This is a genomic window from Devosia sp., assembly GCF_025809055.1.
Taxonomy (GTDB): Bacteria; Pseudomonadota; Alphaproteobacteria; order Rhizobiales; family Devosiaceae; genus Devosia.
Window position 1 is genome coordinate 1128808 of record NZ_CP075529.1, and the last position, 26638, is coordinate 1155445.

The window sequence follows — 26638 nt, forward strand, 5'->3', positions numbered from 1 at the left end:
CCCTCAGGTCGATGCGAACAGTGTATCGAGCAGTTCCTTGACGACGGAAACCACTCGGGCATTGGCGGCATAGGCACTCTGCAATTCGGTCAGCCGGGCCATTTCCTCGTCCAGGTTGACCCCATATTCGGACTCCATCTGGGTGGTGATGGTGTCCAGCGTCAGCTTGCGATTGTCGAAGGCCGTCAGCGCGGCATTGATGGACGTGCCCTGGAAGTTCAGCACCTGGCCGATAAGTTGCTCGACCGTGCCATTGAGCTGGTGACGGCCGGTATTGCTGGCCGGAGAACCGCCGGAGACGAAGTTCATCGCGCTCAACTGGCTGAGAATGTAGTCGGGCCGGGCTGCATTGCCCAGCGACTCGCCGATGTCGAACTGCACCAGGAGGCGGTTGTCGGCCACCACCGCCGGATTGATGGAAATGCGGGACGCAAATCCTACGATCTGCGGCGGATCGGTGTCGAGATTGTCGGTAAAGGCCGAATTGCCCTGATCAACGAACAGGGCCATCGCCAGTTCGCCGTTCTGCGTGCCTGCCGTGGTGCTGCGCGTCGTGAGGCCGGTTACGTCGCGCGTGCCGCCGGTGCCATCATCGAGGACCTGCAACTGACCGGCCGACGGGCTGGTAATCTGCAACCCAGGCAGCTTGGCCTGCAGAACTGCGGCCGCCGCCGTGGTGTCGGACATATCGACCGAGATCACCCGCTGACCACTGGCATCGACATAATCTTCGCCATTGGTGCTGTTGACGATCCGCACGCGCTGCTCGGCGCCATTCTGGGTATAGGTGAGCAACATGTCGTTGCCGGGCTTGAGCTGGCTCACATCGGCCAGGAGGCCGGTTGCCCCGCCAGCGCCCGAAGCCTCGGTGCCCGGTGTCGTCACCGTCGAGAATATCGCCGCAAGCCCCGCCGCGATCTCATCAAGCTGGTTCTGCGTTTCAACCAGGACCTTGTCGCGCAGATTGACCAGGCCAGCCAGTTCGCCGCCCTGCAGTACACCCTGCTGCACCAGGTCGATGGTGAGGCCGGACGGCGTCGTCAGGGTCAGGGTGCCGACCCGGCTTTCCGAGCTGTTGACGCTGGTCTGCGATGTTGCCGAGAGCGAACCTGCGGTCGTGAACTTGAACGTGCTGTATCCATTGTCCAGGAGGCCCACGCCTGAGCGGGTCATCAGGGCCACAGTGCCATCCGGACGATAATTGGCCTGTACGTCGATGATTTCTGCGATTGAAGCCACCAGCCGATCGCGCTGATCATGCAGGGAGGCCCGCGACGTCTCGGTCATGCCCAGGTCAAGCATGCGGTTGTTGACCTCGTTGAGCGAGATCAGCATGGCATTGACTTCCGTCACATTGTTGCCGATGCGGGTTTCAGTTTCCTGCCGCAAATCTTGGACGACTCCGGACAATTCGTTGAGACGCTGCGCCATGGCCTGCGCTTCGGCTACGACATTGGCGCGCGTGGGATAGTCGTCCGGGCTTGTGGAGAGAGCCTGCAGCGAGTTCTTGAAAGTGCCGAACATGGTGTCCAGCGAACCCGCCTCGCCCGGCTTGCCAAGAAAACCCTGCAACTTGTTGAGATAGTTCGCCGTGACATTGGACGCCGAAGCGTCTGACACCTGGCGGTTATAGTAGGTCTGAAGGCTCTGGTTGAAGGCCCGATTGACGCCCGCCGACCGCGCATAAGTGCTGTTGAGCGAATTGTGGTCGACAATGTTCAGCGACTGACGGTGATAGCCCGGTGTCCCCGAATTGGCGATATTGCGGCTCAGGATCGAGATCGAGTCCTGATTGACGCGCAGACCCGAAACCGCAGACGACAGTGACGAAATCAGACCCATTGGGAGAACCCTCTAGCGGAAACCACCCGGGGCCATGGCCCCGGGCTGTTACTCATGTTGGACCTAGCGGACCATGTTCAGGGCTTCCTGCAGCATCTCGTCGGCGGTCGAGACAATGCGGGTGCCTGCCGAATAGGCCTGCTGGGTGATGATCAGCTTGGTGAACTCGTCGGAGATGTCGGTGTTGGAAGACTCCAGCGCACCGCCGATAATGCCCGACCCGGACAGATCGAAGATCGGCTCACCCGATTCCGAGGTGGTCTGATAGACGCCGCCGTCCAGGCGCTTGAGCGAGTTGATGCCGTTGAACTGCGCGGTCACCACCTGGGCCATTTCGATGCGCTCGCCATTTGAGTAGGTGGCGACAACCCGGCCGCTATCGGTGATGGCCACCGACAGGAACTCGCCGGCGCCATAGCCGGTCTGGTTGAGCGTCGACACCGTCACAGTGCCATTGACGTCGGCGAACTGGGACACGCCGTTCGTCTCGTGCTTGAGCTCGACATCGCCGATCAGCACGCCGTTGACGGTGAGATTGTTGATCGTGGCCGTGGGGACGCCCGGCGGAACGAGCGAGCCATTGCTGCCGAACTCATAGTCCTGGCCGATATTGGTCCAGGCCGGAGCACCGCCCGTGGCGGCGCTGTCGGACAGATAGAACATCTGCCACATATCCGTGCCACCGGCGGCGGCACTGTCGACCTTGGCCCAGCGCATCTGCACGTTCACCGGCGCACCGTTGCTGGCGTAAACCGTGATGGCGCCGCCCGAGACGGAATTGGCCACGAAGGCGTCGGCCTTGTCGGCGGAAATGGTCGTCAGATCCGGCCGGGTCGGCTCGGAGGATGCAGTTCCGGTGGCAATGCCCATATCAACGCCGGCCGCGCCCGACACCTCGAACGTGCCGTAGTAATCGCTGCCCAGGGTGATCTCGAGATTGCCGGCGCCGTTGAGGCCGACAGTCGCCGACGCCGCAGCGCCACCGCCGAAGTTGCGCAGGCCGGTCTGCATTTCAGCAAGCACGTCATCCAGGACCTTGCCACCGGACAGATCGATGCCGACGCCGGAGCCGCTATAGGTGCCGCCATTGTAGAAGTCGAACACGACCGGTGCCCCATTGACCTCGATGGTCATGCTGGTGCCGGCGGTCAGCGGACCCGCAGGGGCCAGCGCCGGGTTGGTACCGACGAGCACATCGCCGCCGGTGACGCTGGCGGTGGTCGAACCGCCGACAAAGTCGTCGATCTTGAGCAACTCGCTGTTATAGACCGTCGAATTGTAGGCAGCGGTCTTGGGCAACTGAGGCAGGTTAGCCTGGTAGTTGATCGTGGTGGTCGCATTGGCAGGCAGGAAAGCGTTGGACAGCTTGATCACTTCCGGCACGGAGCCGGAAATATTGCCCGTGCCCGGATCGATCGGCAGGCCCTTGAGATAATAGCCGGCGCCGTTGACCAGCAGACCATCCTTGTCGATTTCGAAGTCGCCGCGGCGGGTGAAGTAGTTCGAACCAGCGAAAACCGAATTGCCGTCGGACTGGCCGACCTTCGGCTCAACCACGAAGAAGCCGGTGCTGTTGAGCGCGATATAGGTCTCGTTTGCCGAGGTCTGGATATCGCCCTGCAGGTTATTGGTTGCCCGCGACTGGGCCAGGACGGCGCCCGGCACCTGCGACTTCAGCGGCGCATCGGGAATGAGATCGATGAAGCTCGTCTCCATGCGCTTGTAGCCGACCGTCTGCGAGTTGGCGATATTGCCCGAGATGTTCTCAAGCGAGTGTGCCTGTGCCCGCAGGCCAGTCACCGCACTGGAAAGAGCCCCATAAATGCCCATCTGTCACTCCGTAATCCCATTGCGCCTCAGGGCGCGTTCGGGATTGACGATGCAAGTGCAGTGCCAACACAGTTAGGCATTGATTTCATTGGTTATTTTCGATTTCACCCGGCCAATTGAGGCGACAAGGCGGCAATTGAGTCCGAGCGAGCGGCAGATTTTGCCGGTCGCTTGTCTGGCGCAGGCAAGTGCATTAAATCGAGACCTTCAACCGACCTGCCGCACGCGACGGCCGGAGCGGGTCTGACACTGAAATGGGGCGGCGCGAGCCGATCGGGCCTATATGCTGTTTTCGAGCGTCGATGAATTCGTCAAAGCCCCCCGCCGTGCTGTGACGGTGTTCGGCATGGCCGGCGTCGGCAAGACCCGGCTCAGCAACATGCTGCGCGCCAATCACTGGTTTCACTACTCCGCCGACTACCGCATCGGCACGCGCTATATGGGCGAGTTCATCGTCGACAATTTCAAGCGCGAAGCGATGAAGGTGTCCTTCCTGGCGCAACTGTTGCGCTCGGACTCGATCTACATTTCGTCGAACATTACCTTCGACAATCTGGACCCGCTCTCGACCTATCTGGGCACGCCCGGCGATCCGACGCGCGGCGGGCTGCCGCTCGCCGAGTATCAGCGGCGCCAGGAGCAGCACCGCGTTGCCGAAATCGCGGCCCTGCAGGACGTGCCGTACTTTTTCGATCGCGCCAAGGCCCTCTATGGCTACGACAACTTCATTGCCGATACCGGCGGCTCGCTGATCGAGGTCATCGACCCCAACGACGCGGACGATCCGGTGGTTTCCGTGCTGGCAAGGAACACGCTGCTGCTCTACATCCGCGGCACGGACTCTGACGCGACTGAACTGGTCAAGCGCTTCCGCAAGTCGCCCAAGCCCATGTATTATCGCCCCGAATTTCTCATCGAGAAATGGGCGGAGTTCAAGCTGATCCACGGCATCCAGGACGACAACGACGTCGATCCGGCCGGGTTCGGCGCCTGGGGTTTCGAAGCCCTGCTGCGCGATCGCCTGCCGCGCTACCAGGCACTTGCCGACCAGTTCGGCTATGTCGTGGAAGCTTCGGACCTGGCGACGGTGCGTGACGGGGACGAGTTTGTCGATCTGGTCGCGGCAGCGATCGAGAAGCGAATGCGCTAGCGCGTCTCCCTTCCGGGGACGCGCCTGGCCTGAATCGCTTTCTCATCGCATCCACCTAAGAGGCTGCCATGCCCATACGAATTCCCGATGACCTGCCCGCCCGCAAGACCCTCGAAGCGGAGGGCGTCTATGTGATGGATTCCAGCCGCGCGGCGCGTCAGGATATCCGTCCGCTCGAATTTGGCCTGTTGAACCTGATGCCGAACAAGGAGCGCACCGAGACCCAGTTCGCGCGGCTCATCGGCGCCACGCCGCTGCAGATCAATCTCAGCCTGGTGCGCATCACCGAACACCAGTCCAAGCATACGTCCGAAGAGTATCTCAACAGCTTCTACCAGACCTGGGAAGAGGTGAAGGAACGCCGGTTCGACGGCTTTATCGTCACCGGCGCACCCATCGCCAATATCCCGTTCGAGGAGGTCCGGTACTGGCCTGAAATGCTCGAGATCATGGAATGGACGCGCACCAATGTGCACCACACCATGTTCATCTGCTGGGGCGCGCAGGCTGCCCTGCACCATTTCCACAAGGCGCGGCGCTATCGCATGGCCGAAAAGGCCTTTGGCGTGTTCCGGCACCGGGTCGTCAATCCGCACACGCCCTGGCTGCGCGGCATGTCCGACAGCCCGATGATCCCGGTCTCGCGCTATAACGATATCGATCGCGCGTCGCTCCCTGCCGACCTCGACGTGCTCATCGACAATGAGGAACTGGGCCTGTGCATGCTGGAGCATCAGGCCGGGCGCGCCGTCTATTTCCTCAATCACCTGGAATATGACAATCGCTCCCTCGCCGACGAATATGAGCGGGATGTTGCCGCCGGTCTGGACACTGCGCCGCCCGCAAATCTGTTTCCCAACGGCGATACCAGCGCCGACCCGGAAAATCGCTGGCGCAGTCACGCGCATCTGCTGTTCCAGAACTGGATCAACGAGATCTACCAGACGACCCCCTACCGGCTGGACGAGATCGGCCAGTAGGCCAAGTCAGGTCACCTCCGGGCGCGGTCCCGGGGGTGAACCACGGCGCTATGGAATGGCTAGGCGCCCCTTTGCAAATGCCCCCTCACTCCCTACCTTGCAGGGGACATCAGGGAACTTGCCTTGCCACAGCCGCCGACCACCATCACCGACGAACTGGGCATTGCCCTCTCCAACCTTGCTGACAGCGCGACCGGCGTCTTTACGCCGACGCTTCGGCTCGGTGTCACCGGCCTCAGCCGGGCCGGCAAGACCATCTTCATCACGGCGCTGGTCCATAACCTGTTGACCCAGGACCGCCTGCCGGGATTTTCACCGCTGGCGGAAGGCCGGTTCATCGCCGCCAGGCTGGCTGAATATCCCGATGCGACCATCCCACGCTTCGCCTATGAGCAGCATCTTGCGGCGCTGACGGCCAATCCGCCGACATGGCCGGAAAGCACGCGGCGCATTTCGCAGCTGCGCATCGTGCTGAAATACCAATCGGCAAGCTGGTGGGCCGGAATGACGGGGCCGGCGACGCTCAATCTCGACATTGTCGACTACCCAGGAGAATGGCTGCTTGACCTGCCGTTGCTCGGCCTCTCCTTCGCCGAATGGAGTGCCGAAGCCCTTAATCGCGCGCGCCAGCCCGGCCACGCCGAGGAGGCGGGGGATTTTATCGGCGAACTCGACAGCACCGATGTCGGCAAACAGGCCAATGACGCCGATGCGGAACGTCTGGCGGCGGCATTTACCGGCTATCTCAGGCGCTCGCGCGAGGACGGGGCGCTATCGACCCTGCCGCCCGGCCGGTTCCTGCTGCCCGGCGACCTTGAGGGCTCACCCGCCCTCACCTTCGCGCCCCTGCCGCGCCCGGCCGGCACCATGCGCGGCGATACGCTCTACGCCATGCTGGAGCACCGCTACGAGGCCTACAAGGCGCAGGTGGTGCGCCCCTTCTTCCGCGATCACTTCGCCCGGCTGGACCGGCAGGTGGTGCTGGTTGATACCCTGCGCGCCCTCAACACCGGGCCCGCGGCGGTCAGCGATCTCGAAACGGCCCTGACGGCGGTTCTCGCCTGCTTCCGGCAGGGCGAGGCCAACCCCCTGCTCCGGCCGTTCAGCCGCCGCATCGACCGTATCCTCTTTGCCGCGACCAAGGCCGACCACGTGCACCACACCAGCCACGACCGGCTGGAGGCGATCTTGAATCGCCTCGTCGCCAATGCCAGCAAGCGGGCCCGCTTTGCAGGCGCCGAGACCCGGTCCATTGCCATGGCCGGCATCCGCGCCACGAGCGAAGGCACGATCCGGGAAGGCACTGAAACCCTGCCCACCCTGGTAGGTACGCCGCTCAAGGGCGAAGTACTGGATGGCACCGCCTATGATGGCAAAACCGAAATTGCCTTGTTTCCTGGGGACTTGCCGGACCGTCCTGACTCATTGTTCGAGGACGGGAATCCGGTGGCGCTCAATTTCCTGCGCTTCACCCCGCCCCGAAAGCTGGAGCGCAATGCTGCTGGCGACCCGGTCCTGCCCCATATCAGGCTCGACCGGGCTCTCGACTTTCTCATCGGAGACTGGATGGCATGAAGCGCCCCGTCGCCCATACGATCCGCCCGGCAGACGCTGACAATGCGGTCACCCGCGCGCCGCGCGCCTTCACCCCCGACCGGGCGGAAATCGTCGAAACGGCCTTCGAACCGGACCCGGAACTGGTAACGCCGCCCCCGCGCCGCATGAGCTGGATTGGCAGGCTCGCCTGGACAACCGGAGGCATCCTCGTTTCTGCGGGTCTTGGTCTTGCTGCCGAACGGCTGATCCGCGACCTCTTCGCCAGCAATCCCTATCTGGGCTGGATCGGGCTGGGCGTGCTTGGGGCATTCCTCGTGGCAGTCCTGGTCCTGGTGCTGCGCGAATTCCTGTCACTACGGCGACTCCGCGTCCTCGATGCCTTGAGAGCCGATGCAGCCCGCGCGGTAGCCGCGAATGATCGCAAGCTGGCCGGTGCCGTCGTCGATCACCTCAACGGCGTCTATGGCGGACGCGCCGACCTGGCCCGCGCCCGCGATACGCTCAACAGCCACCTGCCCGACCTCTTTGACGGTCACGAGGTCATCACCCTTGCCGAGCGCAGCCTGATGGCGCCACTCGATGCCCGCGCCAAGGCCCTGACTGCCGCCTCGGCCCGTCGCGTGGCCCTGGTGACGGCCGTGTCGCCCCGCGCCCTCATCGACATCGCCTTCGTCATCTATGAGAGCATTCGCCTGGCCGGAGCGATCGCGGCGCTCTACGGTGCCCGTCCGGGCCTGTTCGGCTTTTGGCGGCTGACGGGTTCGGTGCTGGCGCATCTGGCCGTGACCGGCGGCCTTGTCCTGACCGATGGCGTCGTGGAGCAGCTCATCGGCCAGGGGCTGGCCGCAAAGCTATCGGCCCGGCTCGGCGAGGGCGTGGTGAACGGGCTCATGACGGTGAGGGTCGGCATTGCTGCAATGCGCGTGGTCCGCCCCCTGCCCTTCGAAACGCAGGCACAGCCCATGGTGCGGGATTTCATTCCGGAACTGGTCAAGGTGACTCAGGACGCGGGGAAGCCGGCATAACGCACCACCACCGCGTTGTCCTCGGACCTGATCCGAGGACCACTTTTGTCTCGCACCCCGCTGCCAATGGCCCTCGGGTCAGGCCCGAGGGCAGCCGGGCGTCTATCGGGGGCTTTGGCGGATCAGTCCTTTGCCGCGCTGGGCGCCAATGTCAGCTTCAACCCGTCAAGCGCATCGGAACAGAGGATCTGGCAGGACAGGCGTGAATTCGATTTCACGTCTCCGACGCTGTCGAGCATGTCTTCTTCTTCATCGCTCGGGGCACCCACCGCGTCGAGCCAATCCGCGTCGACATAGCAATGGCAGGTGGCGCAGCTCAGCGCGCCGCCACACTCTGCCTTGATATTCAGGTCCCAGTCGCGAATGACTTCCATGACGCGCCAGCCCTCGAGCCCTTCGAGCTCGTGAACCTCGCCTGCCTGGTCGGTAACAATGATCTTCATGCGGCGCTCCTCAACAGCGCGATGGGGATAGCGGCATTGCGATGGCGCTGCAAGGGCGCACATGGTCCAGAAGACCTCATGGTGAGCTTGTCGAACCACGAGGTCGGGCACGCCATCGTGCCACGCCCCACCCTTCGACAAGCTCAGGGTGAGGTCTACTGCTGGCCTACGCCACGCCCAGCTTCTTCTGCAGCTTCGTCGAGCTGGTGGTGTACTGGAACACCACGCGCTCGCCGGGCGAGACGATGGACTTGGCCGCCTGAGCCATCAGGGCGGCTTCGTGGAAGCCGGAGAGGATCAGCTTGAGCTTGCCGGGATAATAATTGATATCGCCGATGGCGAAGATGCCCGGCACAGAGGTCTCGAACTTTTCGGTGTCGACGACAATGGTGTTGTCGTTGAGCTCAAGGCCCCAGTCAGCCACCGGACCCAGCTTCATGGTCAGGCCGAAGAACGGTAGCAGGCGCGTTGCCGGGATCGACAGGTCACCAGCATCGGTGGTTAGGTGCACATGGTTGATCTGACCATTCTCGCCGTCGAGCTTGGCGATCTGGCCGAGCTGGAAGTTGACCTTACCCTCGGCCACCAGTTCCTTCATCTTGTTGACCGAAGCCGGCGCCGCCTTGAAGGCGTCACGGCGGTGCACGAGCGTCAGCGTGCGCACGATGGGTGCCAGGTTGAGGGTCCAGTCGAGGGCCGAGTCACCGCCACCGACAATCACCACATCCTGCCCGCGGAAGTCCTCGATGCGGCGCACGGCATAGAAGACGGACTTGTTTTCGAACTGCTCGATATCGGCGACCGGCGGACGCTTTGGCTGGAAGGACCCACCGCCGGCAGCGATGACCACGACCTTGGTGAAAAAGGTCTCATCCGCGTCGGTCTGCAGCTTGAAGGAGCCGTCCTCGAGCTTCTCGATCGAGTTGACCATGCGGCTGAAGTGAAATTCCGGCGAGAACGGCGCGATCTGGGCCATCAGGTTGTCAGTCAGCTGCTGGCCGGTGACCACCGGGAAGCCGGGAATGTCGTAGATCGGCTTTTCCGGGTAAAGCTCGGCGCACTGGCCGCCAGCCCGGTCCAGGATGTCGATGAAATGACATTTGATGTCGAGCAGCCCGAGTTCGAAGGCAGCAAACAGCCCGCAGGGGCCAGCGCCAATGACGACGACGTCGGTGGTGATCTCAGTGCTCATCTTGTTTCAATTCCGTCTCGCCGGGACATGCCATTCTTCCCGGCGTCATGCCCGCGAAAGCGGGAACTTCTGTTTCAGGTAACGGGAGTTCCCGCTTTCGCGGGAATTGCCCTGTGGGTTAATTTGGACTCGTATAGTCCACTTATATCAGGAGACGCGACGAAGGAAGGGGCGCGTGCCCAGCGGTATCTCGGTGACACCGACGGGTTGATAGAACACCGCCACTTCCGGCAGTCGATTTTCGATCAGAGCCTGACGGCTCGGCTCGTGGGTGACGACAAGTGCATTGAACCCACACCGGCGCATATGCGGAATCTGATCCTGCAAAACGTCGCCTACAGCCCTGATTTCACTTCCATATTTGAACCGCTCGACCAATAGCCGGGCGGTCGAATATCCGCGGCCGTCGGAAAAACCGGGGAAGCGGACAGCGATGGAGGCAAAGCGCGACAGATCGTCCGCGACGTCCTCGATCTTCTCGCCGGGCGACACCAGCAACCCAATGGGGTGCGGATTGGCCAGGAATTCAGCGCGATTGGCCAGAAACACCGGCAGCGGCACATGCACATAGCGCGCTTCGGAAGGATTGGCGCCCTCTTCCCATTCCTTGAAGGGGTCGGCAATGAAGGCACCGTCCTTCCAGAGGGTGTGGCGGTTTGCAGCTTTCATCGGATTGGCGATCGCTCCACTGAAGTCGTAATGGATGCCGCATTCCTTCTTGTTGAGGCCGCGCCACCGTCCGGCGCGCGGATCCTCGCCCTCGGCAACGATCGAGGTGCAAGGCGCGCAGCCAATGGACTTGTAGCCTTTGGCATAGAGCGGATGCTCGGGCAAGTCGTGCTTCTGGCGGTATTCGATGACATCGGCATCGGAGAAATAGGCCAGCGGATTGACCTTGATGCGATCGTCGCTCGTCAGCTCGAAATGCGGAAGAACCCCGCGTTCCTTGGTCTGGTAGCGCTTCCGCCCCGTCACCCAGCCGCCATACTGCTCGGTAATGGGCTCCAATGGCTCGGTCTTGCGGATATGGCAGCAGGAATCAGGATCGGTTTCCCAGAGATCGCCATTGGGGTCGAAACGTTTGACGTCGTTCGGATCGGGATGGATCGCATGGACATTGAGCAGGCCGAACTGCTTTTTCAGCATCTCGACATAGGCCAGCGTCTCGGGAAAGTGCTTGCCCGTTTCCAGGAAATAGACCGGCATGGACGGGTCCACCTGTGCCACCATGTGCAGCAGAACGGCCGAGTCCGCCCCGAACGATGAAACGATGGCCAGATCACCCGGCAGGACGTCGCTGACCGCGTAGCGCAGCACACCAAGCGCATCCATCTCGTCGAACATGCCATTGAGCGCCAGAATGCCGAGGGCGCGCAACTTGTCGTTTGCGACGGGGACAGGAGCGAGTTTAGGCATTGCCATAAAGGGCCTCCTTGAACGGCGCCTCGCCAAGCCGCCGATAGGCCGCAAGGAAGCTCTCGTCCGCGCTTTGGCGCTGGGCAATGTAGAAATCGACCAGCTTTTCGATGGCGCCGGGAACGGCATCGGCCTCGAAACCAGGGCCGATGATCTTGCCGACCGAAGCCTGCTCTGTCGCGTCACCGCCCAGGGTGATCTGATAGAGTTCACCACCCTTCTTCTCGACGCCCAGAATGCCGATATGGCCGACATGGTGATGTCCGCAGGCGTTGATGCAGCCGGAAATCTTGATCTTGAGATCGCCGATTTCCTTCTGCCGCTTGGGTTCGGCAAAAGTCTTGGAGATTTCCTGGGCGATGGGGATCGAGCGGGCATTGGCCAGGGCACAGAAGTCCAGGCCAGGGCAGCAGATCATGTCGGTAATCAGATTGCTGTTGCCTTCGGCCAGGCCATTGGCAACCAGCATGTCATAAACGGCCCGCAGATCGGCGATCGCAACATGCGGCAGAACCAGGTTCTGCTCATGCGTGACGCGCAGCTCATCATAGGAATATTTCTCGGCCAGGTCGGCCACAACATCGATCTGGCTATCGGTGGCATCCCCCGGCGCCCCGCCGACAGGCTTGAGCGAAACGGTAACCGATGCGTAACCGGACACCCGGTGCGGATGCAGGTTGTTGTCGAGCCAGCGGCCATAGGCAGGGTCGATGATCGACTGATAGGCGACGTCAACACTGTCGCCGGACCGGTCGGCAAACTCGGGCGGTGCGAAATAGGTGGTAATGCGGTCGAGTTCTTCCTGCGGCAGGGTCAACACGCCTCCGCGCACTTCGGCAAATTCGGCCTCGACCTGGCCTTTGATGCTCTCCAGGCCTTCTTCGTGCACCAGGATCTTGATGCGTGCCTTGTACTTGTTGTCCCGGCGGCCATAGCGGTTGTAAACGCGCATGATGGATTCGAGATAGGCGAGCAGATGCTCGTTGGGCACGAAGGCATTGATCAGCTTGGCGATCATCGGCGTGCGGCCGAGGCCACCACCGACCCAGACTTCCCAACCGATCTCGCCTGCCGCATTCACTGCCGCCTGCAGACCGATATCGTGGAACCGGATGGCGGCGCGGTCATTGGGTGAGCCGGTGATGGCAATCTTGAACTTGCGCGGGAGGTAGGAAAATTCGGGGTGCAGGCTCGACCACTGCCGGATGATCTCGGCCACCGGACGCGGGTCGATGATCTCGTCGGCGGCAGCGCCGGCAAACTGGTCGGTCGTGACATTGCGGATGCAATTGCCCGAGGTCTGAATGGCGTGCATCTCGACGCTGGCCAGTTCCTCCAGGATCACCGGAATATCCTTGAGCTTTGGCCAGTTGAACTGGATATTCTGCCGCGTGGTGAAGTGGCCATAGCCGCGGTCATAGGTGCGCGCGATATGGGCCAGCTTGCGCATCTGGCGCGAGCTGAGAGTTCCGTAGGGCACCGCAATGCGCAGCATATAGGCGTGCAACTGCAGGTAGAGCCCGTTCATCAGCCGGAGCGGCCGGAACTGGTCCTCGGAAAGCTCGCCGCTGAGCCGGCGCTTCACCTGGTCTGCAAACTGTGCCGTGCGACCCGCTACGAAAGCGGCGTCGAATTCGTCATATCGATACATGCCCGTCGTCACCTAAGTGCTGGCGATCAAACGCCTGCCCATTGAGAGTTAGGGGAGCGGTGGGGCCCGCCGCCCTGATGCGTTCCCGCAGGCGCTTGGGCACGATGCGCCCGTCTTCCTGCGATACTTCTTCGATTTCAAGGCTGATGACCCGGCCATTGGCCTTGGTTGCCGCAAGCGCGCCATCGCGCTCGGAAGTCTCTTCCTTGGAAAACAGGCGCGCAGCCTGGAGGTCCTCGATCCAGTTGCCTGCGCCGTCCAGATACACGGTCGCGCCCGAGGTCAACTCGTTTCCGGTGAGAATTTCCATCGTTCAGGCTACCTTGAATTGATCTGCGGCGGCCGATGCAGCATCGGTCCAATCGCCGTGGGCGACAGCGCGCCCGACTAGAATAACGGCGGGCCCGTCGACAAAATCGACGGCACCCAGGGCCAGTGCACCGAGGGTGCCGGCATAGGATTGATGGTCCGCGCGGCCGGCATTGACCACGATGCCGATGGGCAGATCGGCAGCGGCGCCATGCGCCAGAAGCCGGCCGGCCGTTTCAGCGGCAATGGCCTTGCCCATATAGAGCGACAAAGTCAAACCCGATTGCGCCAGCGCGGCCCAATGAGCAAGGTCCGCATCCTCAGCACCATGCGCGGTGGCGATGACAAAGCCGGTGGAGACCTGTCGCAGGGTGATCGGCGTGGCCGTATCGGCGGCAGCCGCGAAAGCAGCGCTGACGCCGGGGACGATGTCGTAGTCGATACCAGCCGCCCGCAAGGCTGCGATTTCCTCGCCGGCGCGACCGAACACCATCGGATCGCCGGACTTGAGCCTGGCGACCTTCTTCCCCTCTTTGGCAAGGCGGACGATCAATGCATTGATCTGGGCCTGCGAGAAGGAATGGTGCCCCCTGGCCTTGCCGACACAAATCTGTTCGGCGTCGCGACGTCCCATTTCGACAACCGCGGCAGGCACTAGCTGATCGTGAACGATGACATCTGCCTGCTGCAAAAGGCGCTGGGCCCGCAGGGTAAGAAGATCCTCCGACCCCGGACCGGCACCGATCAGCCAGACTATGCCCTGCCCTGATCCATCGGCAGCATGGGCGGCCAGCAGATTTTCGGCAGCCTGACGATCCATTTCAGGCCGCGTTACGAGATCCTCATAGAACCGGCGACGAGCCGCACCATCGTGAATCAGGCTCTCAACCTTCTGGCGCAAGCCACCAGCCAGGCTCGCGATTTTCCCGATACCTGGCGCCAGAAGCGCCTCGATCTGCGCCCGGACCAGACGCGCCAGCACGGGCGCATCGCCTTCGGTGGAAATCGCGACGGTGAGCGGCGCGCGCTCGACAATGGACGGCGTATAGAAGTCGCACTCGCCGGGCACGTCGACCACGTTGAGCGGAATACCCAGCCGCCGCGCCTCCACCTTGGCCAGTTCAGCGGCGTCGCTCTCTTCGGCCACGAAGACCAGGGCAGCGCCGATCAGATCAGGCGGGGTCAGGGCGCGGGTGAATATCTGCGCGTCAAAAGCGGAGAAATCGGACTCGATAACCGGTGAGTAAATCTCTATCGAACCAGTAGTCTTAGAAACCAACCGGACCTTGTTGAGGGCTTCATCGCCGCCGCCGACGATGATGATACGTTTGCCCTTGACCTTGAAGCTCAACGGAAATGTGTTGAGATTACCCATCATGATCCTGTTCGAGAGATAGCGGAAAATAGCGCCAACTGGCTGCTCGCTGCAATGCTTTGAAATTCAATAGCTTTTATATTTCTCTTCTGTGGCAGCCCGTAGAATGTCGCAATTGGCCCCCTGCCCAATCCGGCAAATGAATCTTTCGCGACCGCACCGGCAGAAAATTTGCGCTCAGATTGCAGGAACCGGGGCAGCGAACCCGACGTCCCCCGGTTCAGGGGTAGCTCTGCCCCCATCCGGCACTAGGATGCCCCCATGCTTCGCTCCCCAGCCGTTCTCGCCCTCGTAACCGCATTGATGTCCACCCTGCCCACCGGCGCGCAGGAGTTTCCGCGCGAGGGCAATGCTGCCATTCCCAACGGCACCGCCGCACCCTTTGTCGGGCAATGGAGCGCCGGCTTCCCGGACGACAAGAACACCATCGTGACGACGACAGTAATCTCCTGCGACGATCCGGTGCTCATCGAGGCGGTTGACGATGTGAACCTGTCTCTAAGTCGCAACAACGACATCGAGCCGCCGGTTATTGTCGAATTGTCCGAGTTCTCAAACCGGACCAGCTGGTTTCCGGTCAATGGCGGGCTCAGTTCCATCGCCGTGTGGATCGATGAAGACAGCTTTTATCGCTACGAAGTCGACGCGACGGGAAAAGCCGACTGGGACTGGCCGTTCCTCTATCGAAGGTGTCCCTAACCCTGCCGGGTCGGCACGTGCACAACCAGGCCGTCGAGTTCCTGGCGCACCTTGATCTGGCACGACAGACGGCTGCTGTCGCGCACGTCGAACGCGAAGTCGAGCATGTCTTCCTCCATTGAGGAAGGCCCGCCGACGGTTTCACGCCAATCCTCGTCGACATAGACATGGCAGGTCGCGCAGGTGCAGGCTCCGCCGCATTCCGCGACGATCCCGGGAACGGCGTTCATGATTGCCGTTTCCATCACGGTCGAACCGTTTTCGCCCTCGGTCTCGATGCGCTCGCCCTGCGGCGTGACATAGGTAATCTTGGTCATTGGGGTCCTGAATTCAGAGGTCGAGCAGACCTTCCAGATAGTGCTTGTCGATACCGAACATAGCCTTGACGGCCTTGATCTGGTCAAGCGCTGCCGCCCGCGACCCTGCGCCGCCCCTCTGGGCGACGATCAGATTGTTCTTGGGCGTATGTGCGTCGGATACGAACTCGAATATCTTGGTGCGGTAGCCGCTGGCTTCAAGGATCAGGGCCCGCAAACCATCCGTCACCATCTCCGCCTGCTTCTCCAGAAACGTGCCGTGACGAAGCAGGAAATCCAGTTCCGTCGTGGGTTTACCGGCCTCAATCTGGCGGCGGATCTGCTTGTGGCAGCACGGCGCCACCGCGATCAGCCCCGCGCCGGCCCTGATCCCCTGGAAGATGGCGTCGTCGGTGGCCGTATCACAGGCGTGAAGCGCGATGACTGCGTCGGCTCCGCCCGGGTCATAGTCGAGGATCGTGCCCGCCTCAAAGCGAAGCCCGTCGAAACCCGACGCCTTGGCGGTCGCGTTGCCATCCGCCACGAGGTTGGGACGCATCTCGACGCCGATAACCTCGATCGGCAGTCCCTGCCCGGCCAGATAGTCGTAGAGGGCAAAATCGAGATAGCCCTTGCCAGCGCCCATATCGAGGATGCGCGGATTCTTTGCATCAAGCCCCTGAATCAGTGGCGCAAAGATCTCGACCATCTTGTTGATCTGGCGGAACTTATCCTGCGCATCATGGCGCACCTGCCCGTCCTTGCCGGTAATGCCGAGTGCCCGCAGCCAAGGCTTGCCGGTGTCTGTCAGCGGCCGATTTTTCACCCGGTCGTGACCGCCGTCCGGCGCATTGCGCCCATCCACAGCAGTACGCTTGAGCCGCGCCCTGTCGCCCTGGCGCTCGAATTGCAGGTCAAAACCCGTCGTCTCCAGCCGCGCGCTGCGCCAGTCCGTGACGAGACCGGTCGCCAGCAGGTGTGCGGCCTCCTCGGGTGTCAGGTTCTTGGTGATGTCCTGGGTCTGGTATCGAAAGACAAAGCTCAGCCGCTCGCCGGCCTTGATGGACACTCTGCGCGCTTCCGCCGATTTCAGCGCAGCCTCGGGCCCGTGATAGCCGCCCAGTTTCAATCGTGTCAGCGTGCCTTCGGCAAAGGCCGATAGCACTGCGTCAACGAATTCGCCGATGCGATCCGGCGGGCTCAATGCCGTTCCTTGGTGGTCAGGAATCGGATTTTCGGCCAGTCCTGCTTGGCCCGATCGGCCCACCAGGCATTCTGCGCCAGAAACACAGGCGCCTCGGCGCGATCCTCGGCCATGTTCATCTTCTGGGCCGCGATGAAGCGCTTCAGCTCTTCGGCGTCGTCACTCTCGACCCAGCGCGCGACTTCATAGCCAAGCGACTCAAAGGTGATCGGCACGCCATATTCCTTGGCGACGCGGGCCGAGAGCACTTCAAGCTGCAACTGCCCGACGACGCCAACAATCCAGTCCGCCCCGACCATGCGCCGGAACACCTGCGTGACCCCCTCTTCCGCCAGGTCAGAAAGTGCCTTGGACATCTGCTTGGTCTTCATGGCGTCGGACAGCCGCACCCGACGGATGATTTCCGGGGCGAAATTGGGGATACCGGTGACATTGATATTGGCGCCCTCGGTCAGCGTATCGCCCACTGACAGGGTGCCGTGATTGGGAATGCCGACAATATCGCCCGCGACTGCTTCCTCGGCGAGTTCGCGGTTATTGCCAAAGAAGAACATCGGGTTGGAAACCGCCATATCCTTGCCGGAGCGGACGTTTTTCAACCGCATGCCGCGCTCGAAGGTCCCCGAGCACAGGCGGACAAAGGCGATGCGGTCGCGGTGATTGGCATCCATATTGGCCTGCACCTTGAAGACAAAGCCGGACACCTTCTTGTCGCTGGGATCGATCGGTGCGGGCACCGCCGGCTGCGGGCGCGGCTCCGGCCCCCATTCGCCCAGCGTGCGCAGCAGTTCGGCCACCGAAATCCCCTTGAGCGCCGAACCAAACAGCACTGGGCTAAGATGACCTTCGTGGAACGTCTTGAGATCGAAGGCCGGCAGCATGGCCTGGGCCATTTCCAGGGTCTCGAGAGCCGTCATGAAGACGGGATTGTCGGCCAGCGCGGGAAAGTCGAGCAGGTCTTCAAGCGCCTCGAACTCGGCAATCGTCTTGCCCTGAGGATTGAGCACGCGCTTTTCGAGCAGGTCGATATAGCCACCGAAATCCACGCCCATGCCAATGGGCCAGAGCACAGGGGTCAGGTCGAGCGCCAGCTTGTCCTGAATTTCGTCGATCAGGTCGAGCGGCGCGATGCCCTCGCGGTCGACCTTGTTGATGAAGGTGATAATGGGAATGTCGCGGAGGCGGCACACCTCGAAGAGTTTCAGCGTCTGGCTCTCGATGCCCTTGGCCGCGTCGATCACCATGATGGCCGCATCCACGGCCGTCAGTGTTCGATACGTATCCTCGGAAAAGTCCGAGTGGCCGGGCGTATCCAGCAGATTGAGCGTCAATCCATCATAGTCGAAGGTCATCACCGACGAGGTGATGGAAATGCCGCGCTGCTGCTCCATTTCCATCCAGTCAGAGCGAGTCGAACGCGCACCGGCCTTGCCGCGCACCGCCCCGGCGGATTGAATGGCGCCGGCGGCAGCCAGCAGGCGCTCGGTCAGCGTCGTCTTACCCGCGTCCGGGTGCGAGATGATCGCAAAGGTCCGGCGCAGGCGGAACGGTTCGGCGGTAGGCCGGGGCGCAACCTCGGCAGCATTGGACAGGGACATGAAAACTGCTGGAGTTTTGGGCCGATGCGCGAGGCAGACGACCGAATTTCAACTGGCCGCTCTATAGGCGAAACACGGTCCTGCGGTCAAACCGGACACCCTTTCATGGCCGCGCCACCCCGACCCTCCACGTCAGACAGGCGCCGGAAATCGGCAAATACCGGCCCGCCATGTCTATCGAGCTCTGCGCAGCACAGAGCCAGGAGCGCCCCACCATCCCCGCCGACCGCCTCGGCCATTGCAGACTCCATCTGGCTGGCAAGGTCAGGGTCGGCCTGGACGAGCCGCCTCTGCAGCCATTTGCCCGCACCGGTCCACCGCCTCTGCCCCAGCAGGATCAGGTCGACCAGTTTTGGATAGAGCGCCACGGCAATGGCCATGACCTCGCCCCGGTCGCGCCGGCCGCGCAAATCATCTGCGAGATCGGAAATCTGATAGAGCATCAACTCCAGCCTTTCGCCCGCAAGCGGCGCCGGCCCTGCGTCCAGCAAGAATTGGGCACGCGCGCGCAAGCCGGCGGCCTCCTCGACCCGCGAGCCGACCAGCCGCCCCTCGGCCGCAAGGCTGATCATCACCGGGCGGCCATGCTCGACGTCACGCTCGAAGAACCGGCCGAGCGTAGCGCCATCGTGGACGAAGGCTTCGACCGGAAACCCGTCCATGATGAAGGATTCCCGCCATGCGCGCTCTACGCCCGGAAAGAGAACGACCATGTCGATGTCAGACCCAAACGTGCCCTGCCCCCGCATGATGGAACCGCCCACAAAGGCGAAGCCCGCACCCGGATACCGGGTGTCGAGCGTATGCAGGGCAACGGCGAGTGCCTGATTTGCGATGAGATCGGGGGGGCTTGATGCACGAGCTGTGTCCTTCGGGTCTGGACCGGCGGGCACAAAAAAACCCGCTCGTTTCCGGCGGGGTTGGTATCGGCAGGCCTGATGCAATCAGCTCATGCGACCCCACGCCCCCGCACAGCGGTGGTGGTGGACATGGCACGCATGGTCATCTTCCTGCTCATGGCCAGAAACTAGCCCGACCCATTGTTCGGGTCAATCGCGGCTTATTCGGCCTGGTCGGCCAGCATACGGGCGATGAAGTCGCGCACTTCTTCTACCGCAAGGCCCAGGTCGTCTATGGCCTCGCTGCGGAGCGGCCGACCGGCGCGCAGGTCATCTTCCATGGCGCGGGCAATCTCCGAAATCGTCCACGCTCCCACGCCCGAAGCCGCACCCTTGATCGAGTGAACGTTGATTGCCAGGTCGTCGAAACTCAGAGCCAGCCGGAGCCGCCCGAAATAGGTAAAGAGCGTCTGATCGAAGAGCCGAAGGACTTCGAGTTCGAGGTTTTCGTCGCCCAGACACTGCTTGGCGAGGTGAACCAGGTCCACCGGCCTCATGGGCCGGGTGCGAGGTAGAACGATTGGGGCCTTGACTGCGGTCTGTGCCATTTGCGGTACTCCACTAAATCCCGCCGGCACCGGCGGAATTCCCACGCGCTGTGAACAGCGTAAGTCGGCCGCATGAATCAGAGATTAAGCCACATCTTCGCCTTGGTTTGCCGGTCCATTCCTTAACGTTTCCCACCCGAAAATTAACCTTTGGGTAAGAAACCGTTCGGTTTGCATAAAATTGAATGTATGAATGGGCTTTGAACCAGCGCGCGGCGGCGAGGGTTTGGGGGAACGATGCGGGGCATTTGCATCGAATTGTTCCAATTTGGCCACCGGCCCGGAAAGGGCTGCTGGAGCATGACTACTCCCGAAGTCCGCCTTGTTGCTGCAGTGCCGACGCGAGAGTTGTAAAGAGTATGGCGAAGAATTCGACCCCCCAGAACGATCCGGCCGCCTTGGCCTTTTCCGCCGTGGAAGACGCCCTCAAGGACTCCGTATTCAATCTGGACGACACTCCGCCCAAGGCGACTGAAAAGAAGCCGGTTGATCCCGCTCGCGCCGAACGCCTGAAGGCCGCCGACAAGATCGCGCAGCAGGCCGGCGCCGTGGCCAATGACGATCGCATTTCCACATCCAAGCTGCTTTACGGCCTGCAGAGCCGATCCTCGGCAACGCCGACCTGGATTGCCCTGCTGCTCTCCGTGGTCTGGATCGCCCTCTCGGGTGGCATTGCCTGGCTCCGCTTCGGCCCGCAAATGGTCAATTTCGGCCAGTTCGCAGGCTCGATGGAATTTGTGGCCCTTCTGGCGATCATGGTCTTGCCGGTTCTCGCGTTTTTCGGCATCGCCACCCTCTTCCGCCGCGCGGCCGACCTGCGCAATGCCGCCTCCTCGATCACCCAGGCCGCCATTCGCCTGGCCGAACCCGAAGTGACCGCCGCCGACAAGGTGGCTTCGGTCGGACAGGCTGTGCGCCGCGAGGTCAATGCGCTTGGCGATGGGCTGGAACGCGCCCTTTCGCGCGCCGGCGAGCTCGAGGTGATGATCCACAATGAGGTGACGGCACTCGAGCGCACCTATTCGGACAACGAGTCTCGCATGCGTGCATTGATCGCGGAGCTCGCGAGCCAGCGCGAAAGCGTGTTGACCAATACCGAGCGCGTCCGCGAAGCCATCACTGAAAGCCACACTGGCCTCGTCTTCGACCTCGACATGATCAGCCAGCGAATTTCGGGCACGATCGTGGAAAGCGGCGGCAGCCTCACGCGCGCCCTCGAAACGGCCGGAAACGCCCTCAATACCGGCTTCAATGAGCGTGCCGAGAACTTCGTGCAGCTGGTGGACAATCGGACCGGCGACTTCATTTCGGCGCTCGACAACAGCGCCAGTCGGCTCACGCTTGGCTTTGAGGATCACAGCGCCGCACTCACCAAGTCACTGGACGAGCGCGCCGCGGACCTCAATTCGGGCGTCGAGAGCCGCATTGCCTTGCTGACCGATGCCCTTGATGCCCAATCTCAGAGCATTGCGGCAGCGATTGACCAGCGTACATCCCAGATTGCCGAGCGTTCCGAAGCCCTGACCGGCTCGTTCGAAGAGCGCAGCCGCGCCATTGCCGGCCTGATCGAGTCGCGCACCGGCGAATTGTCGACCGCCCTGGACGATCGGACCCTTGCACTGTCGAACCTGCTGACCGATGGCGGCTCGTCGCTGCTTGATCAGTTGCGCAGCCGCGGCGATGAGGTCAGCGATGCCCTCAAGGCCATCGGCGAGCGCATTGCCGGCGATATCTCCGGCCGTTCGACCGAAGCCGAACTGCTGCTCGCGACCATGACGCGCCAGCTCGACGAGTCGGTTTCGATCCAGCTCAATGCCCTGGACAGCCGGTTGCAGTCGGCCATCATTGAAATCAATGGCGCCCTGGACGACACATCCGAGCGCGCGCGCCTCACTCTGGTGGGCGCCGGCCACGATTCCCTTGGTGCCTTTGACACCCGCATGAGCGAGATCACCGGCCTGCTGGACGACAAGCTCCGGGCTCTCGACGGCCTGATCGGGGATCGCGGCGAACGACTCGTCGCCCGTCTCGATGAACAGGGCACCAGCTTTGCCGCGCGTGCCAACGTTCTCGAGATGGCACTCAACGAAGAATCCGGCCGGTTCAACGATGTCGTCAGCGAGCGGACACGCGAGTTGAGCGATGTGCTGGGCGCCAAGACCAAGGCGATCACCGAGAGCATTTCCAACCGCACGCGCGAAATCGCGGAATCGCTGGACACCCATGCCGAACAGCTCGCCGAGACGCTGGACAGCCGGTCCACCGGTCTTGATGGCCTGCTGGCGGCGCGCGTCGGCGACCTGGATGCAGCACTGACCGCCCGCGCCGGCGAGATCGACACGACGCTCTCTGCCCACGCTGGCAGGATCGACACGACCCTGTCCTCTCATGCCGGGCAGATCGACAGCGCGCTGGCCGCGCGCGCCGGGCAGATCGATAGTACCCTCGCCTCGCGCAAGGGCGAAATCGACCGCGCCCTGGCGACCCGTGCCGAAGAACTCGAAACCGCCATGGCGATGCGCAGCAGCGAGATCGATGCGGCGCTGACAGCACGCGTCGGTGACTTCGATGCAACCCTGACGACGCGCAGCAACGAGATGACCGAGGCCATCCGCCTGCGCTCCATGGAACTGGGCGAAGCTCTGTCCACCGGTACGCGCAGCTTTGACTCGGCGATCACCGGCCGCACTCAGCGCCTCTCGGAAACCCTGTCCGAGCGCACCAATGCACTGTCGCTGGAAATCGAGAGCCGTACCGAAGCGCTGGCCAGCCAGCTCGAAGAACGCTCTGATACGCTCTACGGCCGCCTCAATGAGGGCACGCAGCAGCTGGCCGGCGCCATTGGCACGCGTACCCAGCAGCTTTCCGATGCCCTGGCCAACCACGCCACCTCGATCGGCGAAACTATGGCGCTGCGCACCAGCGAGATGACCGAAACGCTCGAGCAGCAGACGGCCCTCTCGACCCAGAGCATCGACCAGTCCCTGCAGAACGTTGCGAGCACCATGTCCTCTCGCCTCAGCGAGATGTCTGAAGTCGTGGCGTCCAAGGTCGCACAGGTCGACGACAGCCTTGGTAAGGGTCTCGACAATGCCGTGGCCCGTATTTCGGATGCCGAGCGCGGCGTGACCGCCAGCATCGATACGGCCAGCGCCAGCGTGGGCGAAGCAGCCCGCCGCGCGGCCGAACTCATCGAGGTCAACGTCAACACCGCCCGCAACACGATCACGGAACTGGTGGACCAGCGCCTGGGCACCCTGCCCGAGGCGATCACCGCGCGCGCCGATATTACTGCGGAACGCCTGGCGGCTCTCAATGCCTCCATCAATACCTCGATCACCCAGTCCATGACCGATCTCGAAGCGGGCGCAGACCGCATCGAAGAAACCATTGCCACCCGCATCACGGCGGCAACGACGGCAATCGCCACCAATGTGGAAAGCACCGCAGACCGCATGGACTCGGCCGTGCGCACGGCGCTCGAACAGATCCGCGCCGCCGCCGGCTCCATCGACCAGATCGTTTCGGTCAAGGCCGTGGGTGCCGTCGACACGATCGAATCCCGCCTCGGGGAGATCAACCGCTCGGTCGAGGAACACACCAACAGTTTCGCGAACCTCGTCAGCGAACGGTCCGAGCAGCTTCAGTCCGCCCTCGCCAATCATGGCAACCTCCTGCGCAATGCGCTGGCGGAGAATGCCCGCGAGGCCGAGGAGATCACTGCGAGCTCGACGGGTCGCATTCTCACCGACGTTACCGCTGCCCTCAACAAGCTCAACGACTCCAACCTGCTGCTGCAGCGGGTTCTGGATGCATCGACGGCCAATCTGGCCAGCCTCGAGACCAGTGTCGCCCAGCAGACGGCCAGCTATTCGAACACCATGCGCGACGCCATGGGCCAGACCGAGCAGGCCGGCGAGATGGTCACCCAGCATGTGGGCGCCCTGCAGCAGACAATTCGCTCCATGGTCGAAGAATTCGGCGGCATCCTTGGCCGCCTCGACGAGGAGGCCTCCGGGCTTCAGCGCGCTTCGCAGGCCCTCGAAGTCACCAGTGGCACTGCCATCGAGACCCTCGAAGACCGCCGTGGTGCGATGGATGCGCTCGCCCAGAGCTTTGCCTCGCGCGCCGACGACATCGATGGCCGCATGCGCATGTTTGCCCAGTCCATCGCCGATACCGTCAACGACACCGAACGCCGCCTGATCGGCGCCCGCCGGGCCATGGACGAAGCGCTCACGGCCACGACGCACACGGTCACCGATGCCCTGGAGCAGACCACGGCAACCGTCGCCCAGGCCCTTGAAGCCAACAGCGAAAGCGTTACTAACGCCCTTTACGCGACCAACGAGCGGTTCACCTCCACCCTCTCGTCCAATGCCAGCCAGGTCGACTCGGCCGTGCAGCGTGCCGCAGAAGCGGCCTCTGCCGCGCTCAGCCAGACATCTGCTTCGGTGCGGGCGGCCCTGGGCGACCAGGCGAGCCAGGTCAACGCAGCGCTGGAAGACAACGCCGTCAAGGTCAGCGACACGCTCGCCGCCACGGCCGGCAGCGTGACCGACGTCATGAACTCGACCACCAGCACACTGGCGGACACCATTTCGGACTCCACCAACTCGGTCCGCAATGCCATCGCCTCCAATAGCGGTCAGTTGCGGCGCGTGCTCGACGACACCTCGACCCAGGTCACCGAGCGCCTTGGTTCCTTCCACGAAGCAGCCGACCAGGAAGGCGCCCGTGCCAGCCAGGCGCTGCAGGACGCACAGCAGCGCATGGTTGCAGAGATGCAGCGTGCCATCGAAGACGCGACCAAGCGCTTTGCCGATACCGCTCACGCTATGCGCGAAACGGCCCGCGAAGTCGGCGGGGAACTCGAAGCCACCCGCGCCGAACTCACGCGCGGCATCAACGAACTGCCGGAGGAAACCCGCGCCAGCGCCGCCGCCATGCGCCGTGTTGTCGCCGAGCAGATCGAAGCCCTCAGCGAGCTCAATGCCATTGTGCGCAGCCAGCCGGCCAGCCATGACCTGACCGACCGCCGCGCTGCCCAGCGCCCGGCGCCACGTCAGCCCGAGCCGCAGGCCTACCAGGCACCCCGCGAGGCCTATCGTCCCGAGCCGGCCCGTCCGACCCTTGTCGATCCGATCCGCGCTACTCCGGCACCTGCCCCGCTTGCCGCTCCGGCGCCGGAACGTCCGGCCCCCACTCCGGTGCAACAGGCTCCGGCCCCTGCCCCGCGGCAGGACGCCGAAGCAGGTGAGAACGGCGGCTGGCTTCGCGATGTCCTCCGCAATGCTTCGGCCAAGCAGGCTGGCGGGCAGACACCGCAGGGTCTTTCCGGCCTGACCGACGAGATCGCCCGCTCCATCGACGACGCCGCGCTATCCGAGGCCTGGTCCCGCTACCAATCCGGCGAGTCCAATGTGTTCACCCGCCGCATCTACACGCTGACCGGCCAGGGCACCTATGACGAAGTGCGCAAGCGCATTCAGCGCGACGCCGATTTCGCCAAAACGGCCCAGGCCTATATGAGCGAATTCGAGCAACTGCTGAAACGCGCCGCGGCCGGTCCCAATCCGGCGGCCGAAACCCGTGAATACCTCCTGTCTGACCGCGGCAAGGTATATACGACCCTGGCCCATGCCAGCGGCCGGCTGAGCTGATCCAGTTTTTGCCCAAATGAGCAAAGCCCCGGCACTGTCCGGGGCTTTTTTGCTGACAATGCGGTAGCGCTACCCCGGCAAAGGCTGTGGTAGTGTCATCGCATGGAGCCGCATCCTCATTTCAGGGCCGCAAGCATTCCCGCCCGACACCAGCTGGGTCCGTTCGTATTGCAGGCGCTGACAATCGCCGATCTGGATCGCGACTACGATGCGATCATGGCCAGTGCCGATGATATTCGTGCGGCCAATCCGGGATCGCGCTGGCCCGACGGTTTGACGAAGGACGACAACCTGATCGATCTCGCCTGGCACCAGAGGGAGTTCAGGGCCCGGCGCAGCTTTTCCTGGGTGATCGAAAATGCGAGCGGCGACTATCTGGGCTGTCTCTATGTCTATCCATCAATCAGCGGTGAAGCGGCGGCGCGCGTCGCATGGTGGTGGCACACCGGTCATGGCGGCTCGGATGCCGAGCTTCGGGTGCTACTGACCAACTGGCTATCTGGTGCGGACTGGCCGCGGCTGGACTACCGGCTTCAGGAACCCTGACCGGCCGCGCCTCCAATGTATCGTTTGGCTCCGATGCACACCCGATATTCCGGCAGGGCGGCAAACTGATCGAGATCCCAGATCGCTGGCAGTCCGACGCTCTTCGCCAGATGCAGAACACCATCCGGTCCGGTCCACAACCCGACATGGGCGCCATAGGGATCCTCGCCTGGCCCGAAAAGCACCAGATCGAGCGGCATCAGCGGTCCGGTGACGTAGCTCGTAAATGTTGTGTCTTCCCACAGGTCGCTCGAGCGCATGGGCGGCAGCACGATGCCGAAATAAGCCAACACTGCATAGGCGTAGCGCTGGCAGTTCGCGCCCCGTCCCAGACTGTAGTCACCCGCGGGAATCTGCGAGGCGACATAGGGCACCTCGAAGAACTTCATGGGGAGCTGGTGCAGGAAATCAGTCA

21 protein-coding genes are annotated in these 26638 nt (G+C 62.8%); 7 read left to right on the forward strand and 14 right to left on the reverse strand.

Translation table 11 applies throughout. The features are described from left to right. Positions 1-3: 3 nt before the first annotated feature. Both flgK and KIT02_RS05610 read right to left on the reverse strand, forming a co-directional pair. Positions 4-1842 (reverse strand): flagellar hook-associated protein FlgK, encoded by a 1839-nt coding sequence (flgK, locus tag KIT02_RS05605; RefSeq protein WP_297583313.1) that lies wholly within the window; start codon positions 1840-1842, stop codon positions 4-6. 63 nt (positions 1843-1905) lie between these two features. Then, a complete protein-coding gene (locus tag KIT02_RS05610; RefSeq protein ID WP_297583314.1) occupies positions 1906-3672 on the reverse strand; it encodes a flagellar hook-basal body complex protein in 1767 nt (588 codons plus the stop codon). A gap of 283 nt (positions 3673-3955) precedes the next feature. Here KIT02_RS05610 and KIT02_RS05615 point away from each other — a divergent pair, with 283 nt between their 5' ends. The 4 genes from KIT02_RS05615 to KIT02_RS05630 all read left to right on the forward strand — a co-directional run bounded on the left by KIT02_RS05615 (position 3956) and on the right by KIT02_RS05630 (position 8384). After that, positions 3956-4822 carry an ATPase gene (locus tag KIT02_RS05615; RefSeq protein WP_297583316.1) on the forward strand — a complete coding sequence of 289 codons (867 nt, stop codon included), beginning with the start codon at positions 3956-3958 and terminating at the stop codon, positions 4820-4822. A gap of 68 nt (positions 4823-4890) precedes the next feature. Beyond that, positions 4891-5802 (forward strand): homoserine O-succinyltransferase, encoded by a 912-nt coding sequence (metA, locus tag KIT02_RS05620; RefSeq protein WP_297583318.1) that lies wholly within the window; start codon positions 4891-4893, stop codon positions 5800-5802. 123 nt (positions 5803-5925) lie between these two features. After that, complete coding sequence (locus tag KIT02_RS05625; protein ID WP_297583320.1) at positions 5926-7377, forward strand: YcjX family protein; 1452 nt, start codon at positions 5926-5928, stop codon at positions 7375-7377. Further along, on the forward strand, positions 7374-8384 hold the full coding sequence (locus tag KIT02_RS05630; RefSeq protein WP_297583324.1) for a TIGR01620 family protein: 1011 nt from the start codon (positions 7374-7376) through the stop codon (positions 8382-8384). Before KIT02_RS05625 ends, KIT02_RS05630 begins: the two co-directional genes overlap by 4 nt. Before the next feature lie 122 nt (positions 8385-8506). On the opposite strand, the gene KIT02_RS05635 is transcribed toward KIT02_RS05630, so the two are convergent. From KIT02_RS05635 to cysG, 6 genes are all read right to left on the reverse strand, one after another. Beyond that, positions 8507-8827 carry a 2Fe-2S iron-sulfur cluster-binding protein gene (locus KIT02_RS05635; RefSeq protein ID WP_297583326.1) on the reverse strand — a complete coding sequence of 107 codons (321 nt, stop codon included), beginning with the start codon at positions 8825-8827 and terminating at the stop codon, positions 8507-8509. Positions 8828-8993: 166 nt separating this feature from the next. Then, complete coding sequence (locus tag KIT02_RS05640; RefSeq protein WP_297583329.1) at positions 8994-10019, reverse strand: NAD(P)/FAD-dependent oxidoreductase; 1026 nt, start codon at positions 10017-10019, stop codon at positions 8994-8996. A 147-nt stretch (positions 10020-10166) separates the two neighbouring features. Continuing rightward, positions 10167-11441 (reverse strand): phosphoadenylyl-sulfate reductase, encoded by a 1275-nt coding sequence (locus tag KIT02_RS05645; protein ID WP_297583332.1) that lies wholly within the window; start codon positions 11439-11441, stop codon positions 10167-10169. Continuing rightward, on the reverse strand, positions 11428-13086 hold the full coding sequence (locus KIT02_RS05650) for a nitrite/sulfite reductase (protein WP_297583335.1): 1659 nt from the start codon (positions 13084-13086) through the stop codon (positions 11428-11430). Before KIT02_RS05650 ends, KIT02_RS05645 begins: the two co-directional genes overlap by 14 nt. After that, complete coding sequence (locus KIT02_RS05655) at positions 13073-13396, reverse strand: DUF2849 domain-containing protein (RefSeq protein ID WP_297583338.1); 324 nt, start codon at positions 13394-13396, stop codon at positions 13073-13075. Before KIT02_RS05655 ends, KIT02_RS05650 begins: the two co-directional genes overlap by 14 nt. 3 nt (positions 13397-13399) lie before the next feature. After that, positions 13400-14773 carry a siroheme synthase CysG gene (cysG, locus tag KIT02_RS05660; protein WP_297583341.1) on the reverse strand — a complete coding sequence of 458 codons (1374 nt, stop codon included), beginning with the start codon at positions 14771-14773 and terminating at the stop codon, positions 13400-13402. A gap of 258 nt (positions 14774-15031) precedes the next feature. On the opposite strand from cysG, the gene KIT02_RS05665 reads away from it, so the two are divergent. Continuing rightward, positions 15032-15469, forward strand: coding sequence for a hypothetical protein (locus KIT02_RS05665; RefSeq protein ID WP_297583343.1), 438 nt, complete (start codon positions 15032-15034; stop codon positions 15467-15469). Here the strand turns inward: KIT02_RS05665 and KIT02_RS05670 are convergent. The 5 genes from KIT02_RS05670 to KIT02_RS05690 form a co-directional block, all read right to left on the reverse strand. Beyond that, positions 15466-15786, reverse strand: coding sequence for a 2Fe-2S iron-sulfur cluster-binding protein (locus KIT02_RS05670; protein ID WP_297583345.1), 321 nt, complete (start codon positions 15784-15786; stop codon positions 15466-15468). The genes KIT02_RS05665 and KIT02_RS05670 overlap by 4 nt on opposite strands. A 13-nt stretch (positions 15787-15799) precedes the next feature. Then, a complete protein-coding gene (locus tag KIT02_RS05675) occupies positions 15800-16969 on the reverse strand; it encodes an SAM-dependent methyltransferase (RefSeq protein WP_297583348.1) in 1170 nt (389 codons plus the stop codon). Further along, the gene (locus KIT02_RS05680; RefSeq protein ID WP_297583359.1) at positions 16966-18567 is read right to left on the reverse strand and encodes a peptide chain release factor 3; all 1602 of its coding nucleotides are present in this window, start codon (positions 18565-18567) and stop codon (positions 16966-16968) included. Before KIT02_RS05680 ends, KIT02_RS05675 begins: the two co-directional genes overlap by 4 nt. Before the next feature lie 86 nt (positions 18568-18653). Further along, positions 18654-19280 carry a nucleotidyltransferase domain-containing protein gene (locus tag KIT02_RS05685; RefSeq protein ID WP_297583363.1) on the reverse strand — a complete coding sequence of 209 codons (627 nt, stop codon included), beginning with the start codon at positions 19278-19280 and terminating at the stop codon, positions 18654-18656. 347 nt (positions 19281-19627) lie between these two features. After that, positions 19628-20014 (reverse strand): Hpt domain-containing protein, encoded by a 387-nt coding sequence (locus KIT02_RS05690; protein ID WP_297583366.1) that lies wholly within the window; start codon positions 20012-20014, stop codon positions 19628-19630. A gap of 359 nt (positions 20015-20373) precedes the next feature. On the opposite strand from KIT02_RS05690, the gene KIT02_RS05695 reads away from it, so the two are divergent. Together KIT02_RS05695 and KIT02_RS05700 are read left to right on the forward strand one after the other, a co-directional pair. Next, on the forward strand, positions 20374-25677 hold the full coding sequence (locus tag KIT02_RS05695) for a hypothetical protein (protein ID WP_297583368.1): 5304 nt from the start codon (positions 20374-20376) through the stop codon (positions 25675-25677). Between the two features lie 168 nt (positions 25678-25845). After that, positions 25846-26223 (forward strand): hypothetical protein, encoded by a 378-nt coding sequence (locus KIT02_RS05700; protein ID WP_297583380.1) that lies wholly within the window; start codon positions 25846-25848, stop codon positions 26221-26223. Here KIT02_RS05700 and KIT02_RS05705 read toward each other — a convergent pair. Then, on the reverse strand, positions 26211-26612 hold the full coding sequence (locus KIT02_RS05705; protein WP_297583383.1) for a hypothetical protein: 402 nt from the start codon (positions 26610-26612) through the stop codon (positions 26211-26213). The genes KIT02_RS05700 and KIT02_RS05705 overlap by 13 nt on opposite strands. Positions 26613-26638 lie beyond the last annotated feature (26 nt).